Genomic DNA, 17,060 nt, shown 5'->3' with positions numbered 1-17,060 from the left:
CAGTATGTCACGCGGAAAGGCCCGCAGTGCAGTGGATCCCCATGATTGATCTGAGGTTTTCTTGAGCTTCGGAGCGGCCCCTGAGCAGGCCCGGAGCGGTGGAAAGGTTCAGACCTGACCGGAGGGGGAGCGTCCGTCCTCTTCCGGGGTCCGCTCCGCCGGCAGCAGCGGTTCGCCGGGGCCGAGCGCCGGCCGTACGGGCGGCGCGATCCGGGCCGACGGCAGTCCGGGGGCGTTCTCCCGGCCCGCGTTGGCGATGACGACCGCGATGTACGGCAGCACCAGGCCGAGGACCAGCGCGATCCAGGCCAGCGGCGTCGAGACGTGCCACAGGACGACCGCCAGGATGAAGGACAGGGTGCGGACCGACATCGAGATGATGTAGCGCCGCTGCCTTCCGCGGACGTCGTCGGTGAGCCCTGCCGCGGTCCCGGTGATCCGGAAGACCTCGGTACCGCTCCGCTTCCGCATCACGTTCCACCACCTGCTCGAAACGCCGGAAGCCACCCGGTTCCGGCACTGTCCACGGTACGCCGTGGGTTTGCCGCAGAGGAGACCGGGGAGGCCGTCTGCGTGTGACAGCGCCCGCCGTACGGCGTATGGCCGCCTTCGGCATGCGGCGTACCCGGGCCACGCCGAGACTGGCCGCATGAACTGGTTCTGGGCGATCATCGTCGGCATCGTGCTCGGGTTCCTGGCGAAGCTGCTCCTGCCGGGGAGGCAGGACATCCCCTGGTGGCTCACCATCATCTGCGGCATCCTCGGCGCCTTCCTGGGCAACGCGGTCGCCGGATGGATCGGCGTCCGGCACACCGGTGGCATCGACTGGATCCGTCACGTGCTCCAGATCCTCGGCGCGATCCTCGTCGTCGCCGTGATCACCCCGCTGTGGGCCTCGATCCGCGGCAGGCGGCGGCGGACGGCCACCTGACGGGGGCGCCCCGCTCAGGGCTCACGGGACGTGCGGCCGCAGATGCGTCGGGGGCACCAGGTCGGTGAGCCACACGCCGTTGGCGCTCACCCGGAACTCGTGGCCCGCGGCCGCCAGTCCGGCCGCGTCCACCGCCAGCACCACCGGACGGCCGTGCCGCGCACCGACGCGCACGGCCGTCTCCACGTCCGCGGACAGGTGGACGTCCTGCCGGGACATCGGCTTGAGCCCCTCGCGCAGCACGGTCGGCAGGGTGGTGCTGGCCGTGCCGTGGAAGAGGACGGCCGGCGGCTCCGCCGGCGACAGCCCGAGGTCGACCTCCACCGAGTGCCCCTGACTGGCCCGGATCCGCCGCCCGTCCTCCGAGAACGCGTACCGCTTCTTGTTGTTGGTGGCCACGACGTGGTCGAGGTCGGTGCGCGAGAAGCGCCGGCCCGCCCGGCCGGACGCGGCGATCAGCTCGTCCACGTCCACCCAGCCGGACTCGTCCAGGGTGATCCCGATCGAGGCCGGGTCGTGCCGTAGCACCCGCGCCAGGAACTTCGAGACCTTGACCGTCTGCTTCTCGTCCATCGCCCCACCCATCGTCCTGGTCAGACCCCCTGGCTGACCGAGCTCATGTTGAAGTCCGGGACCCGCATGGCCGGGAACGCGGCCCGGGTGAACCAGTCGCTCCACTCGCGCGGCAGCGTCCGCTCGGTGCGGCCCACCTCGGTGGCCCGGCCCAGCAGGTCCACCGGCGACTCGTTGAACCGGAAGTTGTTGACCACTCCGGTCACCTCGCCGCCCTCCACCAGGTAGACCCCGTCCCGGGTCAGCCCGGTCAGCAGCAAGGTGGCCGGATCCACCTCGCGGATGTACCACAGGCAGGTCAGCAGCAGGCCGCGCTCGGTGTCCGCCACCATCTCCTCCAGCGACCGCTTGCCGCCGCCGTCCAGGATCAGGTTGCCCCCGGACGGCGTGAACGGCAGCCCGGTCAGACCGGCGCTGTGCCGCGTGGTGGACAGGCGGTTGAGCACGCCCTCGCGCACCCAGTCGGTCGCCTCGACGGGCAGCCCGTTGTCGAAGACCGACGCGGCGTCACCCGAGGCGTGCGCGATGACGAACGGCGCCGACTCCAGGCCCGGTTCGGCCGGGTCGCTGCGCAGCGTCAGCGGCAGTTCCGAGAGCTTCTCGCCGACCCGGGTGCCCCCGCCCGGCCGGCTGAAGACCGTACGGCCCTCCGCGGCGTCCCGGGCCGCCGCGCTCCACTGCTGGTAGATCACCAGGTCCGCCACGGCGGAGGGCGGCAGCAGCGTCTCGTACCGCCCGGCGGGCAGGTCGATCCGGCGCTCGGCCCAGGCCAGGCGCTGCGCCAGGTCGGCGTCGAGGGCTGCCGGGTCGACGTCGGTGAAGTCGCGGGTGCCGGCCCCGGCCCACGCCGAGCGCGACATGTCCTGCGACTTGGCGTTGAGCTCCAGGGTCCCGCTGGGCTGGTCGTGCCGGAGCCGCAGCCCCGAGGACGTGCCCAGGTAGGTGGAGGTGACGTAGTGGTAGGCGAACCCGTACAGCCGCCGGCCGCCGGCCCGGGCCGCGGCGAAGGACTCGCCGAGGGCGGGCGCGAAGGCGGCGAACACCTCGGAGGAGGTCTCGGCCGGCGGCTCGGTGAAGGAGGCGCTCGCCGGCACCCCCTCGACCAGCGGCTGGGCGTCCTCAGCGGGGCCGGCGGCGCGCGCGGCCGCCTCGGCCGCCCGCACCAGCGGCTCCAGTTCGTCCGCGGTGACCGCGGCGCGGGACACCACGCCCGAGGCGGTGCCCTGGGAGCCGTTCACCGTCGCGATCACCGTGAGGGTGCGGCCCCGCGTCACGCCGTTGGTGGTCAGCGCGTTGCCCGCCCAGCGCAGGTTGGCCGAGGACTCCTCGTCGGCGATGACGACGCAGCCGTCCGCCCGGGACAGTTCCAGGGCGCGCTCGACGATCTCGTGGGGCTTCGAAACGGAGCTCATCGACCGGCCTCCTGCGTGGTGTTGAGGATGTTGACGCCGCGGAAGAGCGCGGAGGGGCAGCCGTGCGAGACGGCGGCGACCTGACCCGGCTGGGCCTTGCCGCAGTTGAAGGCGCCGCCCAGGACGTAGGTCTGCGGCCCGCCGACGGCCTCCATGGAGCCCCAGAAGTCCGTGGTGGTGGCCTGGTAGGCGACGTCGCGCAGCTGCCCGGCCAGCCGGCCGTTCTCGATCCTGAAGAAGCGCTGGCCCGTGAACTGGAAGTTGTAGCGCTGCATGTCGATCGACCAGGAGCGGTCGCCCACGACGTAGATGCCGCGCTCGACGCCGCCGATCAGTTCCTGCGTCGACGGCCCGTCCGGCGCGGGCTGCAGCGACACGTTCGCCATCCGCTGCACCGGGACGTGGCCGGGGGAGTCCGCGTAGGCGCAGCCGTTGGAGCGCTCGAAGCCGGTGAGCCGGGCGATCCTGCGGTCGAGCTGGTAGCCGACCAGGACTCCGTCCTTGACCAGGTCCCAGGACTGCCCGGCCACGCCCTCGTCGTCGTAGCCGATGGTCGCCAGGCCGTGCTCGGCGGTGCGGTCACCGGTGACGTTCATGTGCGGGGAACCGTACTGCAGCGTGCCCAGCTGGTCGAAGGTCGCGAAGGAGGTGCCCGCGTAGGCGGCCTCGTAGCCCAGCGCACGGTCCAGCTCGGTGGCGTGGCCGATCGACTCGTGGATGGTCAGCCACAGGTTCGAGGGGTCGACCACGAGGTCGTACGAGCCCGCCTCCACCGAGGGCGCCGCCATCTTCTCGGCGAGCAGCCCGGGGATCTGCGCGAGCTCCGCGTCCCAGTCCCAGCCGGTGCCGGTCAGGTACTCCCAGCCGCGGCCGGCCGGCGGCGCCAGGGTGCGCATCGAGTCGAACTCCCCGGAACCCGGGTCCACCGCGACGGCGGTCAGCTCCGGGTGCACCCGCACCCGCTGCTGGGTCGTGGTCGTCCCCGCGGTGTCCGCGTAGAACTTGTTCTCGTGGACGGTCATCAGGGAGGCGTCGACGTGCGACACGCCGTCGGCGGCCAGCAGCCGCCCGCTCCACTCGGACAGCAGACCCGTCTTGTCGGCATCGGGCACCTCGAAGGGGTCGACCTCGTACGAGGAGACCCACACCCTGTCGGAGTGGACCGGCTCGGCCGCCAGCTCCACCCGCTCGTCGGAGCCCGCCGCGGCGATCACCTTGGCCGACAGCTTCGCCATCGCGACCGCCTGCCCGGCCACGCGCGCCGCGGCGTCCATCGTCAGGTCGACCCCGGAGGCGAAGCCCCACGCCCCGCCGTGCACCACGCGCACCGCATAGCCGACGTCCGTGGTGTCCGACGACCCGGACGCCCTGCCGTCGCGCAACCGCCACGAGGCGCTGCGCACCCGCTCGAGGCGGAAGTCCGCGTGCTCGGCACCCAGGGCGCGGGCGCGTGCCAGCGCCGCGTCCGCGAGCGCCCGCAGCGGCAGCGCCAGGAATGACTGATCGACCTCGTGGGGCACGACGGCCTCCCGTTCTGTCCAATCGTCAAGGTCTCCGCAGTGAATCATGCCGCTCCGACAATCCGCCCGCCTGCGGTTTTCTGTAGAGACTCGACAGCGACTCGCACACGCCCCTGTCGGGGGTCGATTCCCCGTACCGCGAGGTAGGCAGATAGTTTTCTGGAGTACCAGACCTCTAGGGAAAGGGTGATCCGTTGAGCCGCTCGGTTCTCGTCACCGGAGGAAACCGGGGCATCGGCCTCGCCATCGCCAGGGCGTTCGCCGACGCGGGCGACAAGGTCGCCGTCACCTACCGCTCGGGCGAGCCCCCGGAGGGGCTCTTCGCCGTCAAGTGCGACATCACCGACGGTGAGCAGGTCGAGCAGGCGTTCAAGGAGATCGAGGCCCAGCAGGGCGCGGTGGAGGTGCTGGTGGCGAACGCCGGCGTCACCCGCGACCAGCTGCTGCTGCGGATGTCCGACGACGACTTCACGTCCGTCGTGGACACCAACCTCACCGGCACCTTCCGCGTGGTCAAGGCCGCGTCGAGGAAGATGCTGCGCGCCCGCAAGGGCCGCATCGTGCTGATCTCCTCCGTGGTGGGGCTGCTCGGCTCGGCGGGCCAGGCGAACTACGCCGCGTCCAAGGCCGGCCTGGTCGGCTTCGCGCGCTCCCTCGCCCGTGAGCTGGGCTCGCGCAACATCACCGTCAACGTCGTCGCCCCCGGCTTCGTCGACACCGACATGACCCGTGTGCTCACCGACGAGCAGCGGAAGAACATCGTCAGCCAGGTCCCGCTGGCCCGCTACGCGCAGCCCGAGGAGATCGCCTCCTCGGTCCGCTTCCTCGCCTCCGACGAGGCGGCATACATCACCGGAGCCGTCATTCCCGTCGACGGCGGATTGGGTATGGGTCACTGAGCACCATGAGCGGAATCCTCGCTGGAAAGCGCATCCTCATCACCGGCGTGCTGATGGAGTCCTCCATCGCGTTCCACACCGCGAAGCTCGCCCAGGAACAGGGTGCCGAGATCATCCTCACGGCGTTCCCGCGGCCCACGCTGACCGAGCGCATCGCCAAGAAGCTGCCCAAGCCGGTCAAGGTCATCGAGCTCGACGTCACCAACGACGAGCAGCTGGCCTCCCTCGCCGACGTGGTCGGCGCGGAGCTGGGCGGCCTCGACGGCGTCGTGCACTCCATCGGCTTCGCGCCGCAGGACGCGCTCGGCGGCAACTTCCTCAACACGCCGTTCGAGTCCGTCGCCACCGCGATGCACGTCTCCGCGTACTCGCTGAAGTCGCTCACCATGGCCTGCCTGCCGCTGATGCAGGAGGGCGGTTCGGTCGTCGGCCTCACCTTCGACGCGCAGTTCGCCTGGCCCCAGTACGACTGGATGGGCCCGGCCAAGGCGGCGCTGGAGGCCACCTCCCGCTACATCGCCCGGGACCTGGGCAAGCAGAACATCCGCTGCAACCTGATCTCGGCCGGCCCGATCGGCTCCATGGCCGCCAAGTCCATCCCGGGCTTCGGTGAGCTGGCCGACGTCTGGAACCACCGGGCCCCGCTCGAGTGGGACCTCGCCGACCCCGAGCCGGCCGGCCGCGGTGTCGTCGCGCTGCTGAGCGACTGGTTCCCCAAGACCACGGGGGAGATCGTCCACGTCGACGGCGGTCTGCACGCGGTCGGCGCCTGATCGTACGGGCCCGTTCCGGCCCCTTCGCGTACGGCCTTGGTGCCGCCCTCGGGCGGCACCAAGGCCGTACGCGCGTTCGGGGCGCCGTCCCCCGTTCGGCCCAGCAGACCGGGTGGCCGGACCCCCCGGGCCGGGAGGATGGCTGTGCGGGGGCCCGGGGGTGAGCGGAGGGAGGGCGTCGATCGTGCGTCCCTACGTATGCGCCGCGGCGGTGGTCGCGGCGCTCGCCGCGGGTGTGGGCCCGGCGGCCGCGGCGGCGGGGGCCGCGGCCCGGCTTCCGGACGTCGCGCAGTGCCGGACCTCGGTGCAGGGCAGCGAGGGCGTCGCCGTGTGCTTCAATCCCGACCCCGACCTGGACCGCGTGCAGCTGCACATCGAGTGCCTCCAGTGGTGGGACCCGGACGTCGACGGAGCCCCCGTCCCGGTCGGACCCGCGCAGACCGTCACGCTCAGCGACCGCTGCTGGAAGGAGATCCAGGAGGTCTGGGTCACCGGGACGCTGGACTGAAGCGGCAGCTGAAGGCGTGCGCGGAGGCCTCGGCGGAAGCCGCCTCCTGATCGCCGGCCCGGATCGCCTCGACCAGGCGGGCGTGGTCCACGTACTGCTCGGCGCGCAGCTCCTCGCCGACGTCCGCGCGCAGGAAGGCGCGCAGCACCTCGCCGAGGTCGGCGTAGAGCTCGGCGACGACGTCGTTGTGCGAGGCCGCCACGACGGACAGGTGCAGCGCCGCGTCGGCGTCGACGAAGGCCTCGGTACGGCCCGACTCCCAGGCCCGTTCGCGCCGGGCCAAGGCCGCGTCCAGCTGCTTCAGGTCGCGGTCCGTCCGCCGCCGCGCGGCGAGCGCGGCCGCGGACGCCTCCAGGGCGCTGCGCAGCTCGGCCACGTGCCGCGGGTCGGCGTCGGCGAAGCGGCGGTGCATCACCCCGGCGAGCTCGCTGGTGGCCAGCACATAGGTGCCGGAGCCCTGCCGGATGTCGAGCAGTCCGTTGTGCGCGAGCGCCCGCACCGCCTCGCGGACGGTGTTGCGGGCCACCCCGAGCTGCTCGACCAGCTGGGTCTCGGTGGGGATCCGCGACCCCACCGGCCACTCACCGGAGGTGATCTGGGCGCGCAGCTGCGCGATCACCTGGTCGGCCAGGGCGGAGCGCCGGGGTGAGGTCAGGGGCATGGGGTCTCCTCAACATTCATCCCATCATTCTATGATGGTCGGCATGCGTGACGACGAAGCGACGCTCGACCCTGCCACGGAACGGGCCACCATGCCCGCACACCTTCCCCTCGCCGCGCAAGGCGTACGGCGCACCCGGATCCTGGTGGCGGTCGCGCTGGTGCTCGCCGCCCTCAATCTGCGGCCCGCCATCACCAGCCTCGGCGCCCTCCTGGAGGAGGTCCGCGACGGCCTGGGCATGAGCGGCACCGTCGCGGGCCTGCTCACCTCCGTCCCCGCGCTGTGCTTCGCCGTGTTCGGGGTGACCGCGCCCCGGCTGGCCCGCCGCCGCGGCCCCGGCGCCGTGGTCTGCGCGGGGCTGGTCGCGATCACCCTCGGGCTCTTCCTGCGTCCGTTCGCCGGCGGCACGGCGCTCTTCCTCGCCGCCAGCGCCCTCGCGCTCGGCGGCATAGCCGTCGGCAACGTCCTGATGCCCGTCGTCGTCAAGCGCTGGTTCCCGGACCGGGTGGGCACCATGACGGGGCTCTACTCGATGGCCCTGTCCCTGGGCACCGCCCTCGCCGCCGCGGCGACCGTCCCGGCGACCCGCGCCTTCGGCGGCGACTGGCGGCTCGGCCTCGCCGCCTGGGGCGTGATCGCCGCCGTCGCCGTACTGCCCTGGCTCGCCCTCGTCCGGGACCGGGACCACGCCCCCACGGCCCCCGCCGCCACCCCCGCAGCCCCGCCCGCGGAGCGGGCGCCCGCCGGCAGCATCGCCCGCAGCCGTACCGCCTGGGCACTCGCCGTCTACTTCGGGCTCCAGGCCACGGGCGCGTACATCACCATGGGGTGGCTGCCGCAGATCTTCCGCGACGCCGGGGTCTCCGCCTCCACCGCGGGCGTGCTGCTCGCCGTCACCATGGTGATGGGCGTACCGCTCTCCTTCGTGCTGCCCGCGCTCGCCGGCCGGATGCGGCACCAGGGCGGACTCGCCGTCGGCCTCGGCCTGTTCGGGATCGTCGGCTACGGCGGCCTGTGGGCGGCCCCGGCCGCCGCGCCCTGGGTGTGGGCCCTGCTGCTGGGCATCTCCAACTGCTCGTTCCCGCTCGCCCTCACCATGATCGGGATGCGCTCGCGCACCGGCGGCGGGGTGGTGCGGCTGTCGGCCTTCGCGCAGTGCACGGGCTACCTGCTCTCCATCCCCGGTCCGATCCTCGTCGGGGCCCTCTACCAGCACACCGGCGGCTGGGACCTGCCGGTGGCCTTCATGCTGGCCCTGCTGGTGCCGCAGATCGCCGCGGGCGTGGTCGCAGGCCGCGACCGCTCCGTGGAGGACGAGCTCTGACCACCCGCGTGCGCGGCCGCCACGGCCGGGTGCGAGACTGGGCCGCATGCCCGTGCTCGAGCCCGACCCCCCGCAGCCGCAGAAGAAGCTCCTGATCATCTTCGGCCTCATGATGGCCGTGCCCGCCCTCGTCGCGGTGATCGCGATCATCGGCGCCAAGTTCGGCTGACCTGCCACCCCGAGACCCGGGGTAGGGACAACCCCACCTCCCCTAGGGGGCCAGGGTCAGGGTCGAGTGGGTGGGCCACCCGATGGGCCCGGCGCCCGTCCTTCCGTAGCGTCGTGGTGCAAGGTCGGACACCGCTCCGGCACCCCGGCTGACCCACGGAGGCGTCCCGTGTCCCTGCAGGCTGTTCCCTCGCGTACCCCGCGAACCCGCGCCGCCCGCCCGGCGGTCGGGGGCGGCACGCAGACGCGCCTGCCGTGGTGGGCGCTCGCCCTGCCCGCACTCGCCTTCGTGGCGCTGCTCGCCCTGGTCGCCGGCCCCGGTGCCGCGGACGCCTCGGCCGCGGAGCCCGTCGGACAGCTCCTGCACGCGGTCGGCGAAGGGCTCCCGGGGCTCCTGCAGCACCTGCTGTGACGCTCCCGCGGCGATCCGTGATCCGTCCCGCAGCCCGCGCCTGGCGGCAGGATTTCTGGAAAGCTGAGGGTCATGAGCGCAGCTGCATCGCCCCGCCGGATCGTCCTGCTCCGGCATGCCAAAGCCGACTGGCCCGACGTCCCCGACCACGAGCGACCGCTGGCGGAACGGGGACGCAAGGAGGCCCCCGTCGCCGGCCGCAGGCTCGCCGAACTGGGGATCCCGTTCGAACTGACCCTCTGCTCCTCGGCCGCGCGCACCCGCGAGACGTGGAAGCTGGCCGCCCACGAACTCCCGCACCGCCCGCGGACCGTCTACGAGGAGCGCCTCTACGACGCCACCCTCGGTGACCTGATCGCCCTGCTCAACGAGACCCCGGAGGACGTCGACGACCTGCTGCTGGTGGGCCACAACCCGACCATCCACGCACTGGCCGACGCCCTCGCGGGGGAGAGCGACGGGGACGCCCGTGCGCGGATGAACCGCACCGGATTCCCGACGGCGGCCATCGCGGTGATCACCTTCTCCGGTCCGTGGAAGACGGTCGAGCACGGCGTCGGCCGCCTCGTCGACTTCTGGTCGCCGCACGACTGAGCCCGCAGCCGGCCGAGCCGCCGACACGCAGCGCCGCAGGGACCGTACGGAAAGGGCCCCGGAGCACCTGCTCCGGAGCCCTTTCCCTGCCCGTGGGTCCGCGCCGGTCAGGCCCCGGCGGGCGCGCCGTCCCCGGCGTCGGCCGACTCGACCTCCTCGCGCGTGATGCCCAGCAGGTAGAGCACGGTGTCCAGGAACGGCACGTTGACCGCGGCGTCCGCGGCCCGCCGCACCACCGGCTTGGCGTTGAAGGCGACCCCCAGGCCCGCCGCGTTGAGCATGTCCAGGTCGTTGGCGCCGTCGCCGATGGCGACGGTCTGGCTGAGCGGCACCCCGGCCTCCGCCGCGAAGCGCCGCAGCAACCGGGCCTTGCCCGCCCGGTCGACGATCTCGCCGGTCACCCGGCCGGTGAGCTTGCCGTCCACGATCTCCAGGGTGTTGGCGGCGGCGAAGTCCAGTCCCAGCCGCTCCTTGAGGTCGTCGGTGACCTGCGTGAAGCCCCCGGAGACCACGCCCACCTGGTAGCCCATCCGCTTGAGCGTGCGGATCAGCGTGCGGGCCCCGGCCGTCAGCCGCACCTCCTGGCGGACCTTGTCCACCACGGACTCGTCCAGCCCCTTGAGCAGGGCGACCCGCGCGTGCAGGGACTGCGCGAAGTCCAGTTCGCCGCGCATCGCCGCGGCCGTCACCTCGGCGACCTGGTCCTCGCAGCCCGCGTGCGCCGCGAAGAGCTCGATCACCTCGTCCTGGATGACGGTGGAGTCCACGTCCATGACCACCAGGCGCTGCGCCCGGCGCTGCAGGCCGGCCGAGACCACGGCCACGTCCACCCCGCGCTCGTGGGCCTCCAGGGCCAGCGCGGGACGCAGTGTGGCGGTGGCGACACCGGACACGGCGAACTCCACGGCCGTCACCGGGTACTTCGCGAGCCGGAAGATGCGGTCGATGTTGCCGCCGGTGCCGGTGATCCTGGCCGCTATGGCCGCAGTGGACTCCGCGGTCAGCGGGTGCCCCAGCACCGTCACGTGGGAGCGGCCCTCGCCGCGCGGCCGGTTGTCACCGATGCCGGAGATGATCTCGGCCTGCAGGCGCATCGACTCCGCCCACGCATGCACCGTCGCGCGCAGCTCGCCCTCCACCGAACGGCCCGCGGGGGCGGGCACCAGGGCGCAGAGCACGATGCGCCCACGGGTGACGACCTGCTCGATGTCGATGACGTTCACCTGGAAGCGGGCCAGCGTCTCGAAGAGCCCGGCGGTGATCCCCGGCCGGTCCTTCCCGAAGATCTTGACCAGCAGCGTCGGCACATTGGCGGCGGTGGCAGCGGTCGCCTGCGATGCGTCGTTCATGGTGCCTCCACCGTATCGGGCACCGCGCCCCGGACGGACATGTGTTCCGCCTGGCGGACACCGTCCGTGGTCAGCGGCGGCCTCCGGGCGCGCCGGGCGGCGGCGGGCCCTCGCGCGACGGGCCGGGCGGCGGCCCCGGAGGAGGCCCGGGCGGCCCGGGCGGCGGGGGCAGCGGCGCCCCGGTGACGGTCCGCGCGGAATGCGGCGCCTGGCCCTGCGGCGGGCGTCCCTGCGGCGGCGCCTGGCCCTGCGGGGGCTGCCGGTAGGGGTTGGGCCCGGCGTCCGGCCGGCCGTAACCGGCGCTCGGGATGTAGGGACCGGGCTGGTAGGCGATGCCCGGGTACGTGCGGGAGCTGCTCTCCCCGGCCGCCGCCTCGGCGGCCCGGCGCAGCGCGTACGGCGACACCCGGCGCCCTGCGGTGCCCGTCAGCAGGGCCAGCAGCGCCCCCGCGCCGCCCGCCACCGCCCCCCAGGCGGCGCCCAGCAGGAACGCCAGGGGAAGGCTGCCGTGCAGGTCGACGCCGGCGCCCACGGCGTCGAACCCGAAGACCGAGACGCCCGCGTTCACCGAGACCCCCGTCACCCACACCAGCAAGGGGAAGGCGACCGCCGTGACCAGGCCGAGCCGCACCGCGCAACGCCCCGCGTACCCGGCCCGCGTCGCCCCCCACAGCGGGGTGCGGGCCGCCGCCAGCGCCCCCGCCGCCAGCATCATCAGCGCCGCGGCGACGGTCAGCAGCCACACCCGCTGGTCGTACTCGGCCAGCCGGGCGGGCGTCACCGGCTCCGCCACGCTGGTCGACAGCAGCCGGTCCAGCGGATCCGGGAGCACCTTCGCCAGCTCCCCGGTGGCCGTGCCCCGCCAGGACACGAACAGCCCGAGCGGCACCGCAAGCCACACCCCGTTGGGCGCCCCCAGCAGGGTGGCCCCGGCGATCCGGCCGGGCTCGTCACCAGTCACCGCCGCGTACCCCGCGGCGGCGCAGCCCGCGACGACGGCCAGCAGCAGCACCCAGCGCAGCGCCGACGCGGCGGGCCGCACGGCCCGGTGCAGCCCTTCGAGGGCGGGCGGCAGCGGCGTACGGCGCGAGGTGAGCAGGGCCAGCAGCAGCAGGACCAGCACCCACAGCAGGCCGCCCAGCAGGGTGCGGCCGGTGGCGACGTGGAAGCTCACCGAGGCCTTGGCGTCGATCAGGTCCTGCAGCCCGTCCCCGAGCCCCCCGCCGATGTCACCGATGCCCGGGATCCCGTCCGTCAGGCCACCGCCCTTCCCCCCGCTCAGCGCGGCGCCGTCGAGGGCGATGGTGTCCTCCCCGGCCCAGGCGAGTGCGCCGAGCAGCGTCACGAAGAGCACCACCACCGCCCCGGCCCGCGCGGCGAGTTCACCCCCGGAGACGGTCAGCCCCGCACCGCGCAGCGACCGCAGGAACACCCAGGCCAGCAGCAGGGCCCCCACCAGGCCGACGCCCAGCGGCATGAGGTCGAGACGGCCCTCGCCGCCCGCACCGCCCAGCCCGAACACCGCGACGTCACCGGAGGGGACGACCTTGCCGCCCACCGCCATCGCGACCACGGCCGCCGTCATCGGCCCCAGCGAGCCCGCGGTGTCGGCACCGAGCAGGTGCAGCCCCAGCGCGGCGGCCCCCACCATCCCCAGGTACGCCCAGCTGACCGCGGCGACCGCGGAGAGCAGCACACCGCCCCAGGGGACCGGGCGCCCCGGGCGCGCGGGCGCGTTGGAAGGTGTGGAGGTGTACGCGGTCATGCCCGCCCCCGAGGTCTCGCGTCCGAACCGCCTGCGCTGCATGGTGCCCTGATCCGTCATGATCCGCACGGTTCATGGGCGGTTACCACTCTCCGGTGGTGTTTCGGCGCCGTCAACGGCTTCTCGGAAGAGGGTCCACATCACTCCCCTCGCGCGGCTTCCCGACGGGTGGGCGTGCCTGGAATGGTTCCTCCCGATGTTCGCAATCCCTAGACTCCCCCCATGGGGGATAACCCGGGGGACAACTTTGTGGGGCTTGGGGTGCCTGAACTCGTACTCGAACTGAACGGACAGACCTGGGCGCTCGATCCGGCCAGGTCCTACAGCCTCGGCCGGGATCCGCAGTCGGACGTCGTCCTCGACGACGCGCGGGTCTCCTGGCGGCACGCCACCATCCGCCGGGGCGAACGCGGTTGGGTCATCGAGGACCTCGGCAGCACCAACGGCACCTACGTCCAGGGCCAGCGCGTCCACGCCTACGACGTCGCCGCCGGGGCCGCCGTCAACCTCGGCAACGCCACCGACGGCCCGCGCCTGAGCTTCAGCGGCGGCGCCGCGGCCGGCGGTGACATCTACAGCGCCGACACCGCACTGGCCAAGCCGCAGCAGCAGGCCCGGCAGTCCGGCCCCGCCGCGCAGGGGACGCCCCACTCCGTCGCCCCGCCGCGGCAGGGCGGCTGGGGGAACGGGTCGTCCGCCGCGCACGTGCCGCAGCCCTCGCAGGCCCCGCGGCCGGACCAGCGCGCACCGCAGGCGCACATCCCGTCCCCGCACGGGCCGTCGGGCGCCTCCGGCGCGCCGCCCGTCTACGGCGACCGCAGCCCGACCACCTTCCACCACCTTGTGCTCGGCCGCGTCATGAAGATCGGCCGTGCCCTGGAGAACGACCTGGTCGTCTCCGACCTGCAGGTCTCGCGCTTCCACGCGGAGTTCCGCGCGCACCCCGACGGCCGCTACGAGATCGTCGACCTCGGCAGCCACAACGGCACGTACGTCAACGGCCAGCCGATACAGCGTCATCTGCTGGGCCCCAACGACATCGTGGGCGTCGGCCACTCCACCTTCCGGCTCGTCGGCGACCAGCTCGAGGAGTTCGTCGACACCGGCGAGATCTCCTTCTCCGCCCGCCGGCTCACCGTCCGCGTGCCGCAGGGCAGCACGACCAAGACCATCCTCAACGACGTCTCCTTCGGCGTCCCCGAGAAGTCGCTGGTCGCCGTCATCGGCCCGTCCGGCTCCGGCAAGTCGACGCTGCTGCGCGCCCTGACCGGCTACCGTCCGGCCGAAGAGGGCGAGGTGCTGTACGACAGCCGCAACCTCTACAAGCAGTTCGCCGAGCTGCGGCAGCGCATCGGCCTCGTCCCGCAGGACGACATCCTGCACAAGGAGCTGACGATCCGCAGGGCCCTGCGCTACGCGGCCAAGCTCCGCTTCCCCGGCGACACCAAGGCCGCCGAGCGCGAGGCCCGCATCGACGAGGTGCTGCGCGAGCTGAAGCTCGACGTGCACGCCGACAAGCGCGTCACCTCGCTCTCCGGCGGCCAGCGCAAGCGCGTCTCCGTCGCCCTGGAACTGCTCACCAAGCCCTCGCTGATCTTCCTGGACGAGCCCACCTCCGGCCTCGACCCGGGCATGGACCGCGACGTCATGAAGCTGCTGCGCGGCCTCGCCGACGACGGCCGCACCGTGCTCGTCGTGACCCACTCGGTGGCCGAACTCGCCCTGTGCGACAAGCTGCTGGTGATGGCGCCGGGCGGCGCGGTGGCCTACTTCGGCCCGCCCGAGGAGGCGCTGAACTTCTTCGGCTACGAAACCTGGGCCGACGTCTTCTCCGCCTTCGAGAACTACCGCGACTACGACTGGTCCGGTCGCTGGCGCGGCTCCCAGCACTACCAGATCTACGCCGCGGACCTGGACGCGGTCGCCCCGCAGTCCGTAGGCGCCGCCCCGCAGCGGGCCAAGCCGCCCAAGCCGCAGAGCTGGCCGGCGCAGTTCGTCACCCTCGTCCGCCGCTACCTGTCGGTGATCGCCTCCGACCGGGGCTTCATGGCGCTGATGGTGATCCTCCCGGCCGTCCTCGGCCTGGTGAGCGTGGTCATCCCGGCGAAGTCCGGCCTGGCCCCGCCCGACGAGGCGGGGAAGTTCAACGCCGACGCGGGCACCATCATGCTGATCATCGCCGTCGGCGCCTGCTTCTCGGGCGCGGCGAACTCGGTGCGCGAGCTGATCAAGGAACGGGTGATCTACGAACGGGAACGCGCCACGGGCCTGTCCCGCTCCGCGTACCTGGTCTCCAAGGTCTTCGTGCTGGGCCTGATCAGCGCCCTGCAGGGCGTCATCATCTGCGCCATCGGGCTGTCGGTGCGCAAGCTCCCCGAGGAGGGCCTGATCGTCAAGGGCTTCCCGGCCGCGGAGATCACCCTGGTGGTCATCGCCCTGGGCTTCACCTCGATGATGTTCGGCCTGGTCATCTCCTCGCTGGTGAAGACCGCCGAGAAGACCATGCCCCTGCTGGTGATGTTCGCGATCGTCCAGGTCGTCTTCACCGGCGTCCTGTTCCAGATCTTCGGCACCGTCGGCCTGGAGCAGGTCGCCTGGCTGATGCCCTCCCGCTGGGCCGTCGGCGCCGCCGGTGCCACCCTCGACCTCGGCCGGCTCATGCCGCCGTGGGACCAGGCCAAGCCCGACAACGTGGACCCGCTGTGGGAGCACTCGGCGAGCCAGTGGGGCTTCGACATGGCGATCCTGCTCGGCATCGCCCTCGTCTGCGGCATCCTCGTCCTGAGGCTGCTGCGCCGCCACGAGCCGGAGGTCATGCGCAAGTAGCGGCCCCCGCGTACGGATGCGGAAGGCGGCGGCTCCCCGGGGAGGGGAACCGCCGCCTTCCGCATGTCCGTACGGTCCGCGCCCGCCGGCTCAGTACCAGTGGTTGGCCTGCCAGAACGACCAGGCGCCGCAGGGGCTGCCGTAACGCCCGTTCATGTAGTCCAGGCCCCACTTGATCTGCGTGGCCGGGTTGGTGCGCCAGTCCGCGCCCGCGGAGGCCATCTTGGAGCCCGGCAGCGCCTGGACCAGGCCGTACGCCCCGGAGGAGGGGTTGACCGCGTACGGGTTCCAGGTGCTCTCGTGCATCACGATGTTGGCGAAGCACTGGAACTGGGCCGCGTCGCCGATGATCTGCTGCGCCATCTGCTGCGGGCTGCCGGACGGGGCCGCCGGGGCGGCCGCGCGCGGTGCCGGACGCGAGGTCTCGTGCCGCTGCTGCGGGACGAGGGCCTTGCGCTCGTGGCTGCGGTTGGCGGCCTGCTGCTCCTGCAGGCGTGCGTGGGCCCGGTGCGCCTCGTGCGCGGCCTGGCGGGCGCGCTCCTCGGCGTGGCGCTTGCGCACCGCGGCCTGGTGCGCGACGTGGGCGGCGTGCTGCCTGGCGAGCGCCTTGCGGTGCGCCACGTGCGCGACGTGCGACGCGTGCTGCTTGGCGGCGGCGGACCGTGCCTGTCCGGCGACCGCCTCCGGTGCCTTGCCGGAGGCCTGCGCCGTCCCGCTGGTCCCGGTCACACCGGTGATGGCCAGGACACCCACACCGGCCGCGGCGAGGCCGGCGGCGGAGAACTTGTGGGTCTTGGTCAGGCGGTCGAACTTCGGGATCGTCGGGAGCTGCATGGGGGAGTGACCTCTTCCATTCGGCTGCGCCCCACTCCGCCCTCGGGCAAGGAGAGGCGCCGCGTGTCGAACGCGGCGCGGAGCGACCCGAGCATTCTTAGCCCCGGGAAATTCCCCGACCAAACCCGTCCATTACTACCCGAAGTCGTAGCGGCCGGACCGACCGGGTAGGCACATCCCGCACTTCCGGCCGATCCGGCCGCCCCGCCTCCTACTAGGCGTCCTCGTACGTGACGTACGCCCTATGTGCCGCCTCACAGGCGCGTCGCGCACCGCGACCGCGGGGCGACTGCGGGTGCACCGGGCGGGGCCGTCAGGGCAGCAACAGGTTCACGTCCCCGAACTCGTGCCAGAGGTAACCGGCCCCCACCGCAGCGGCGTAGACCCGTTCCAGCAGCTCGCGCCCGGCCACCGCCTCCAGCATCAGCAGATGCGACGCCGCGGGGTCGTGCAGCCCGGTGAGGAGGCCGTCCACCGCCCGTACGCCCCGCTCCGGGGTGACCACCAGGTC

General features: G+C 73.0%; 18 protein-coding genes. 9 read left to right on the top strand and 9 right to left on the bottom strand.

Annotated elements, in window-relative coordinates; genetic code table 11:
* Positions 1–108 precede the first annotated feature (108 nt).
* The gene (locus PV341_RS11455) at positions 109–471 is read right to left on the bottom strand and encodes a DUF3099 domain-containing protein (RefSeq protein WP_500327368.1); all 363 of its coding nucleotides are present in this window, start codon (positions 469–471) and stop codon (positions 109–111) included.
* Between the two features lie 178 nt (positions 472–649).
* On the opposite strand from PV341_RS11455, the gene PV341_RS11450 reads away from it, so the two are divergent.
* Positions 650–931: a GlsB/YeaQ/YmgE family stress response membrane protein gene (locus PV341_RS11450; protein WP_499511125.1), complete on the top strand. Its 282-nt coding sequence runs from the start codon at positions 650–652 to the stop codon at positions 929–931.
* A gap of 21 nt (positions 932–952) precedes the next feature.
* Here PV341_RS11450 and PV341_RS11445 read toward each other — a convergent pair whose 3' ends face one another.
* The 3 genes from PV341_RS11445 to PV341_RS11435 are packed head-to-tail and all read right to left on the bottom strand — an operon-like array spanning position 953 to position 4,436.
* Positions 953–1,504, bottom strand: a complete 552-nt coding sequence (locus PV341_RS11445; RefSeq protein WP_500327370.1) for an RNA 2'-phosphotransferase — start codon at positions 1,502–1,504, stop codon at positions 953–955.
* Positions 1,505–1,524: 20 nt separating this feature from the next.
* Positions 1,525–2,916 carry a metallopeptidase TldD-related protein gene (locus PV341_RS11440; protein ID WP_500327372.1) on the bottom strand — a complete coding sequence of 464 codons (1,392 nt, stop codon included), beginning with the start codon at positions 2,914–2,916 and terminating at the stop codon, positions 1,525–1,527.
* Positions 2,913–4,436, bottom strand: a complete 1,524-nt coding sequence (locus tag PV341_RS11435; RefSeq protein WP_500327374.1) for a TldD/PmbA family protein — start codon at positions 4,434–4,436, stop codon at positions 2,913–2,915. The genes PV341_RS11440 and PV341_RS11435 overlap by 4 nt, the downstream gene beginning before the upstream one ends.
* Before the next feature lie 194 nt (positions 4,437–4,630).
* Between PV341_RS11435 and fabG the strand changes: the two genes are divergently transcribed.
* The 3 genes from fabG to PV341_RS11420 all read left to right on the top strand — a co-directional run bounded on the left by fabG (position 4,631) and on the right by PV341_RS11420 (position 6,616).
* Positions 4,631–5,335, top strand: a complete 705-nt coding sequence (gene fabG / locus PV341_RS11430) for a beta-ketoacyl-ACP reductase (protein WP_499511121.1) — start codon at positions 4,631–4,633, stop codon at positions 5,333–5,335.
* A 5-nt stretch (positions 5,336–5,340) separates the two neighbouring features.
* Entirely contained in the window at positions 5,341–6,108 is a 768-nt protein-coding gene (fabI, locus tag PV341_RS11425; protein WP_500327375.1) for an enoyl-ACP reductase FabI, read from the top strand.
* Positions 6,109–6,292: 184 nt separating this feature from the next.
* Entirely contained in the window at positions 6,293–6,616 is a 324-nt protein-coding gene (locus PV341_RS11420; RefSeq protein WP_500327377.1) for a hypothetical protein, read from the top strand.
* Here PV341_RS11420 and PV341_RS11415 read toward each other — a convergent pair.
* On the bottom strand, positions 6,597–7,277 hold the full coding sequence (locus PV341_RS11415; protein ID WP_500327378.1) for a FadR/GntR family transcriptional regulator: 681 nt from the start codon (positions 7,275–7,277) through the stop codon (positions 6,597–6,599). The two genes, PV341_RS11420 and PV341_RS11415, sit on opposite strands and share 20 nt — an antisense overlap.
* Before the next feature lie 43 nt (positions 7,278–7,320).
* Here PV341_RS11415 and PV341_RS11410 point away from each other — a divergent pair, with 43 nt between their 5' ends.
* The 4 genes from PV341_RS11410 to PV341_RS11395 all read left to right on the top strand — a co-directional run bounded on the left by PV341_RS11410 (position 7,321) and on the right by PV341_RS11395 (position 9,775).
* A complete protein-coding gene (locus PV341_RS11410) occupies positions 7,321–8,601 on the top strand; it encodes a CynX/NimT family MFS transporter (protein WP_500327380.1) in 1,281 nt (426 codons plus the stop codon).
* 46 nt (positions 8,602–8,647) lie between these two features.
* The gene (locus PV341_RS11405; protein ID WP_500327381.1) at positions 8,648–8,770 is read left to right on the top strand and encodes an SGM_5486 family transporter-associated protein; all 123 of its coding nucleotides are present in this window, start codon (positions 8,648–8,650) and stop codon (positions 8,768–8,770) included.
* A 168-nt stretch (positions 8,771–8,938) separates the two neighbouring features.
* Positions 8,939–9,181, top strand: coding sequence for a hypothetical protein (locus PV341_RS11400; protein WP_500327383.1), 243 nt, complete (start codon positions 8,939–8,941; stop codon positions 9,179–9,181).
* A 72-nt stretch (positions 9,182–9,253) separates the two neighbouring features.
* Complete coding sequence (locus PV341_RS11395) at positions 9,254–9,775, top strand: SixA phosphatase family protein (RefSeq protein ID WP_499511114.1); 522 nt, start codon at positions 9,254–9,256, stop codon at positions 9,773–9,775.
* Positions 9,776–9,882: 107 nt separating this feature from the next.
* Here the strand turns inward: PV341_RS11395 and serB are convergent, their stop codons facing one another.
* Entirely contained in the window at positions 9,883–11,124 is a 1,242-nt protein-coding gene (gene serB / locus PV341_RS11390; protein WP_500327385.1) for a phosphoserine phosphatase SerB, read from the bottom strand.
* A gap of 70 nt (positions 11,125–11,194) precedes the next feature.
* The gene (locus PV341_RS11385; protein WP_500357597.1) at positions 11,195–12,889 is read right to left on the bottom strand and encodes a streptophobe family protein; all 1,695 of its coding nucleotides are present in this window, start codon (positions 12,887–12,889) and stop codon (positions 11,195–11,197) included.
* 261 nt (positions 12,890–13,150) lie between these two features.
* On the opposite strand from PV341_RS11385, the gene PV341_RS11380 reads away from it, so the two are divergent.
* The gene (locus PV341_RS11380; RefSeq protein WP_500327386.1) at positions 13,151–15,715 is read left to right on the top strand and encodes an FHA domain-containing protein; all 2,565 of its coding nucleotides are present in this window, start codon (positions 13,151–13,153) and stop codon (positions 15,713–15,715) included.
* Positions 15,716–15,805: 90 nt separating this feature from the next.
* On the opposite strand, the gene PV341_RS11375 is transcribed toward PV341_RS11380, so the two are convergent.
* Together PV341_RS11375 and PV341_RS11370 are read right to left on the bottom strand one after the other, a co-directional pair.
* Positions 15,806–16,549, bottom strand: a complete 744-nt coding sequence (locus tag PV341_RS11375; RefSeq protein WP_500327388.1) for an aggregation-promoting factor C-terminal-like domain-containing protein — start codon at positions 16,547–16,549, stop codon at positions 15,806–15,808.
* 313 nt (positions 16,550–16,862) lie between these two features.
* A partial coding sequence (locus tag PV341_RS11370) for an S-adenosylmethionine:tRNA ribosyltransferase-isomerase (RefSeq protein WP_500357585.1) occupies positions 16,863–17,060 on the bottom strand: 198 nt, incomplete at its 5' end.

This window comes from Streptomyces sp. PA03-1a, assembly GCF_033792805.1.
GTDB lineage: Bacteria > Actinomycetota > Actinomycetes > Streptomycetales > Streptomycetaceae > Actinacidiphila.
This window is presented reverse-complemented; position numbering and strand designations above follow the sequence as displayed.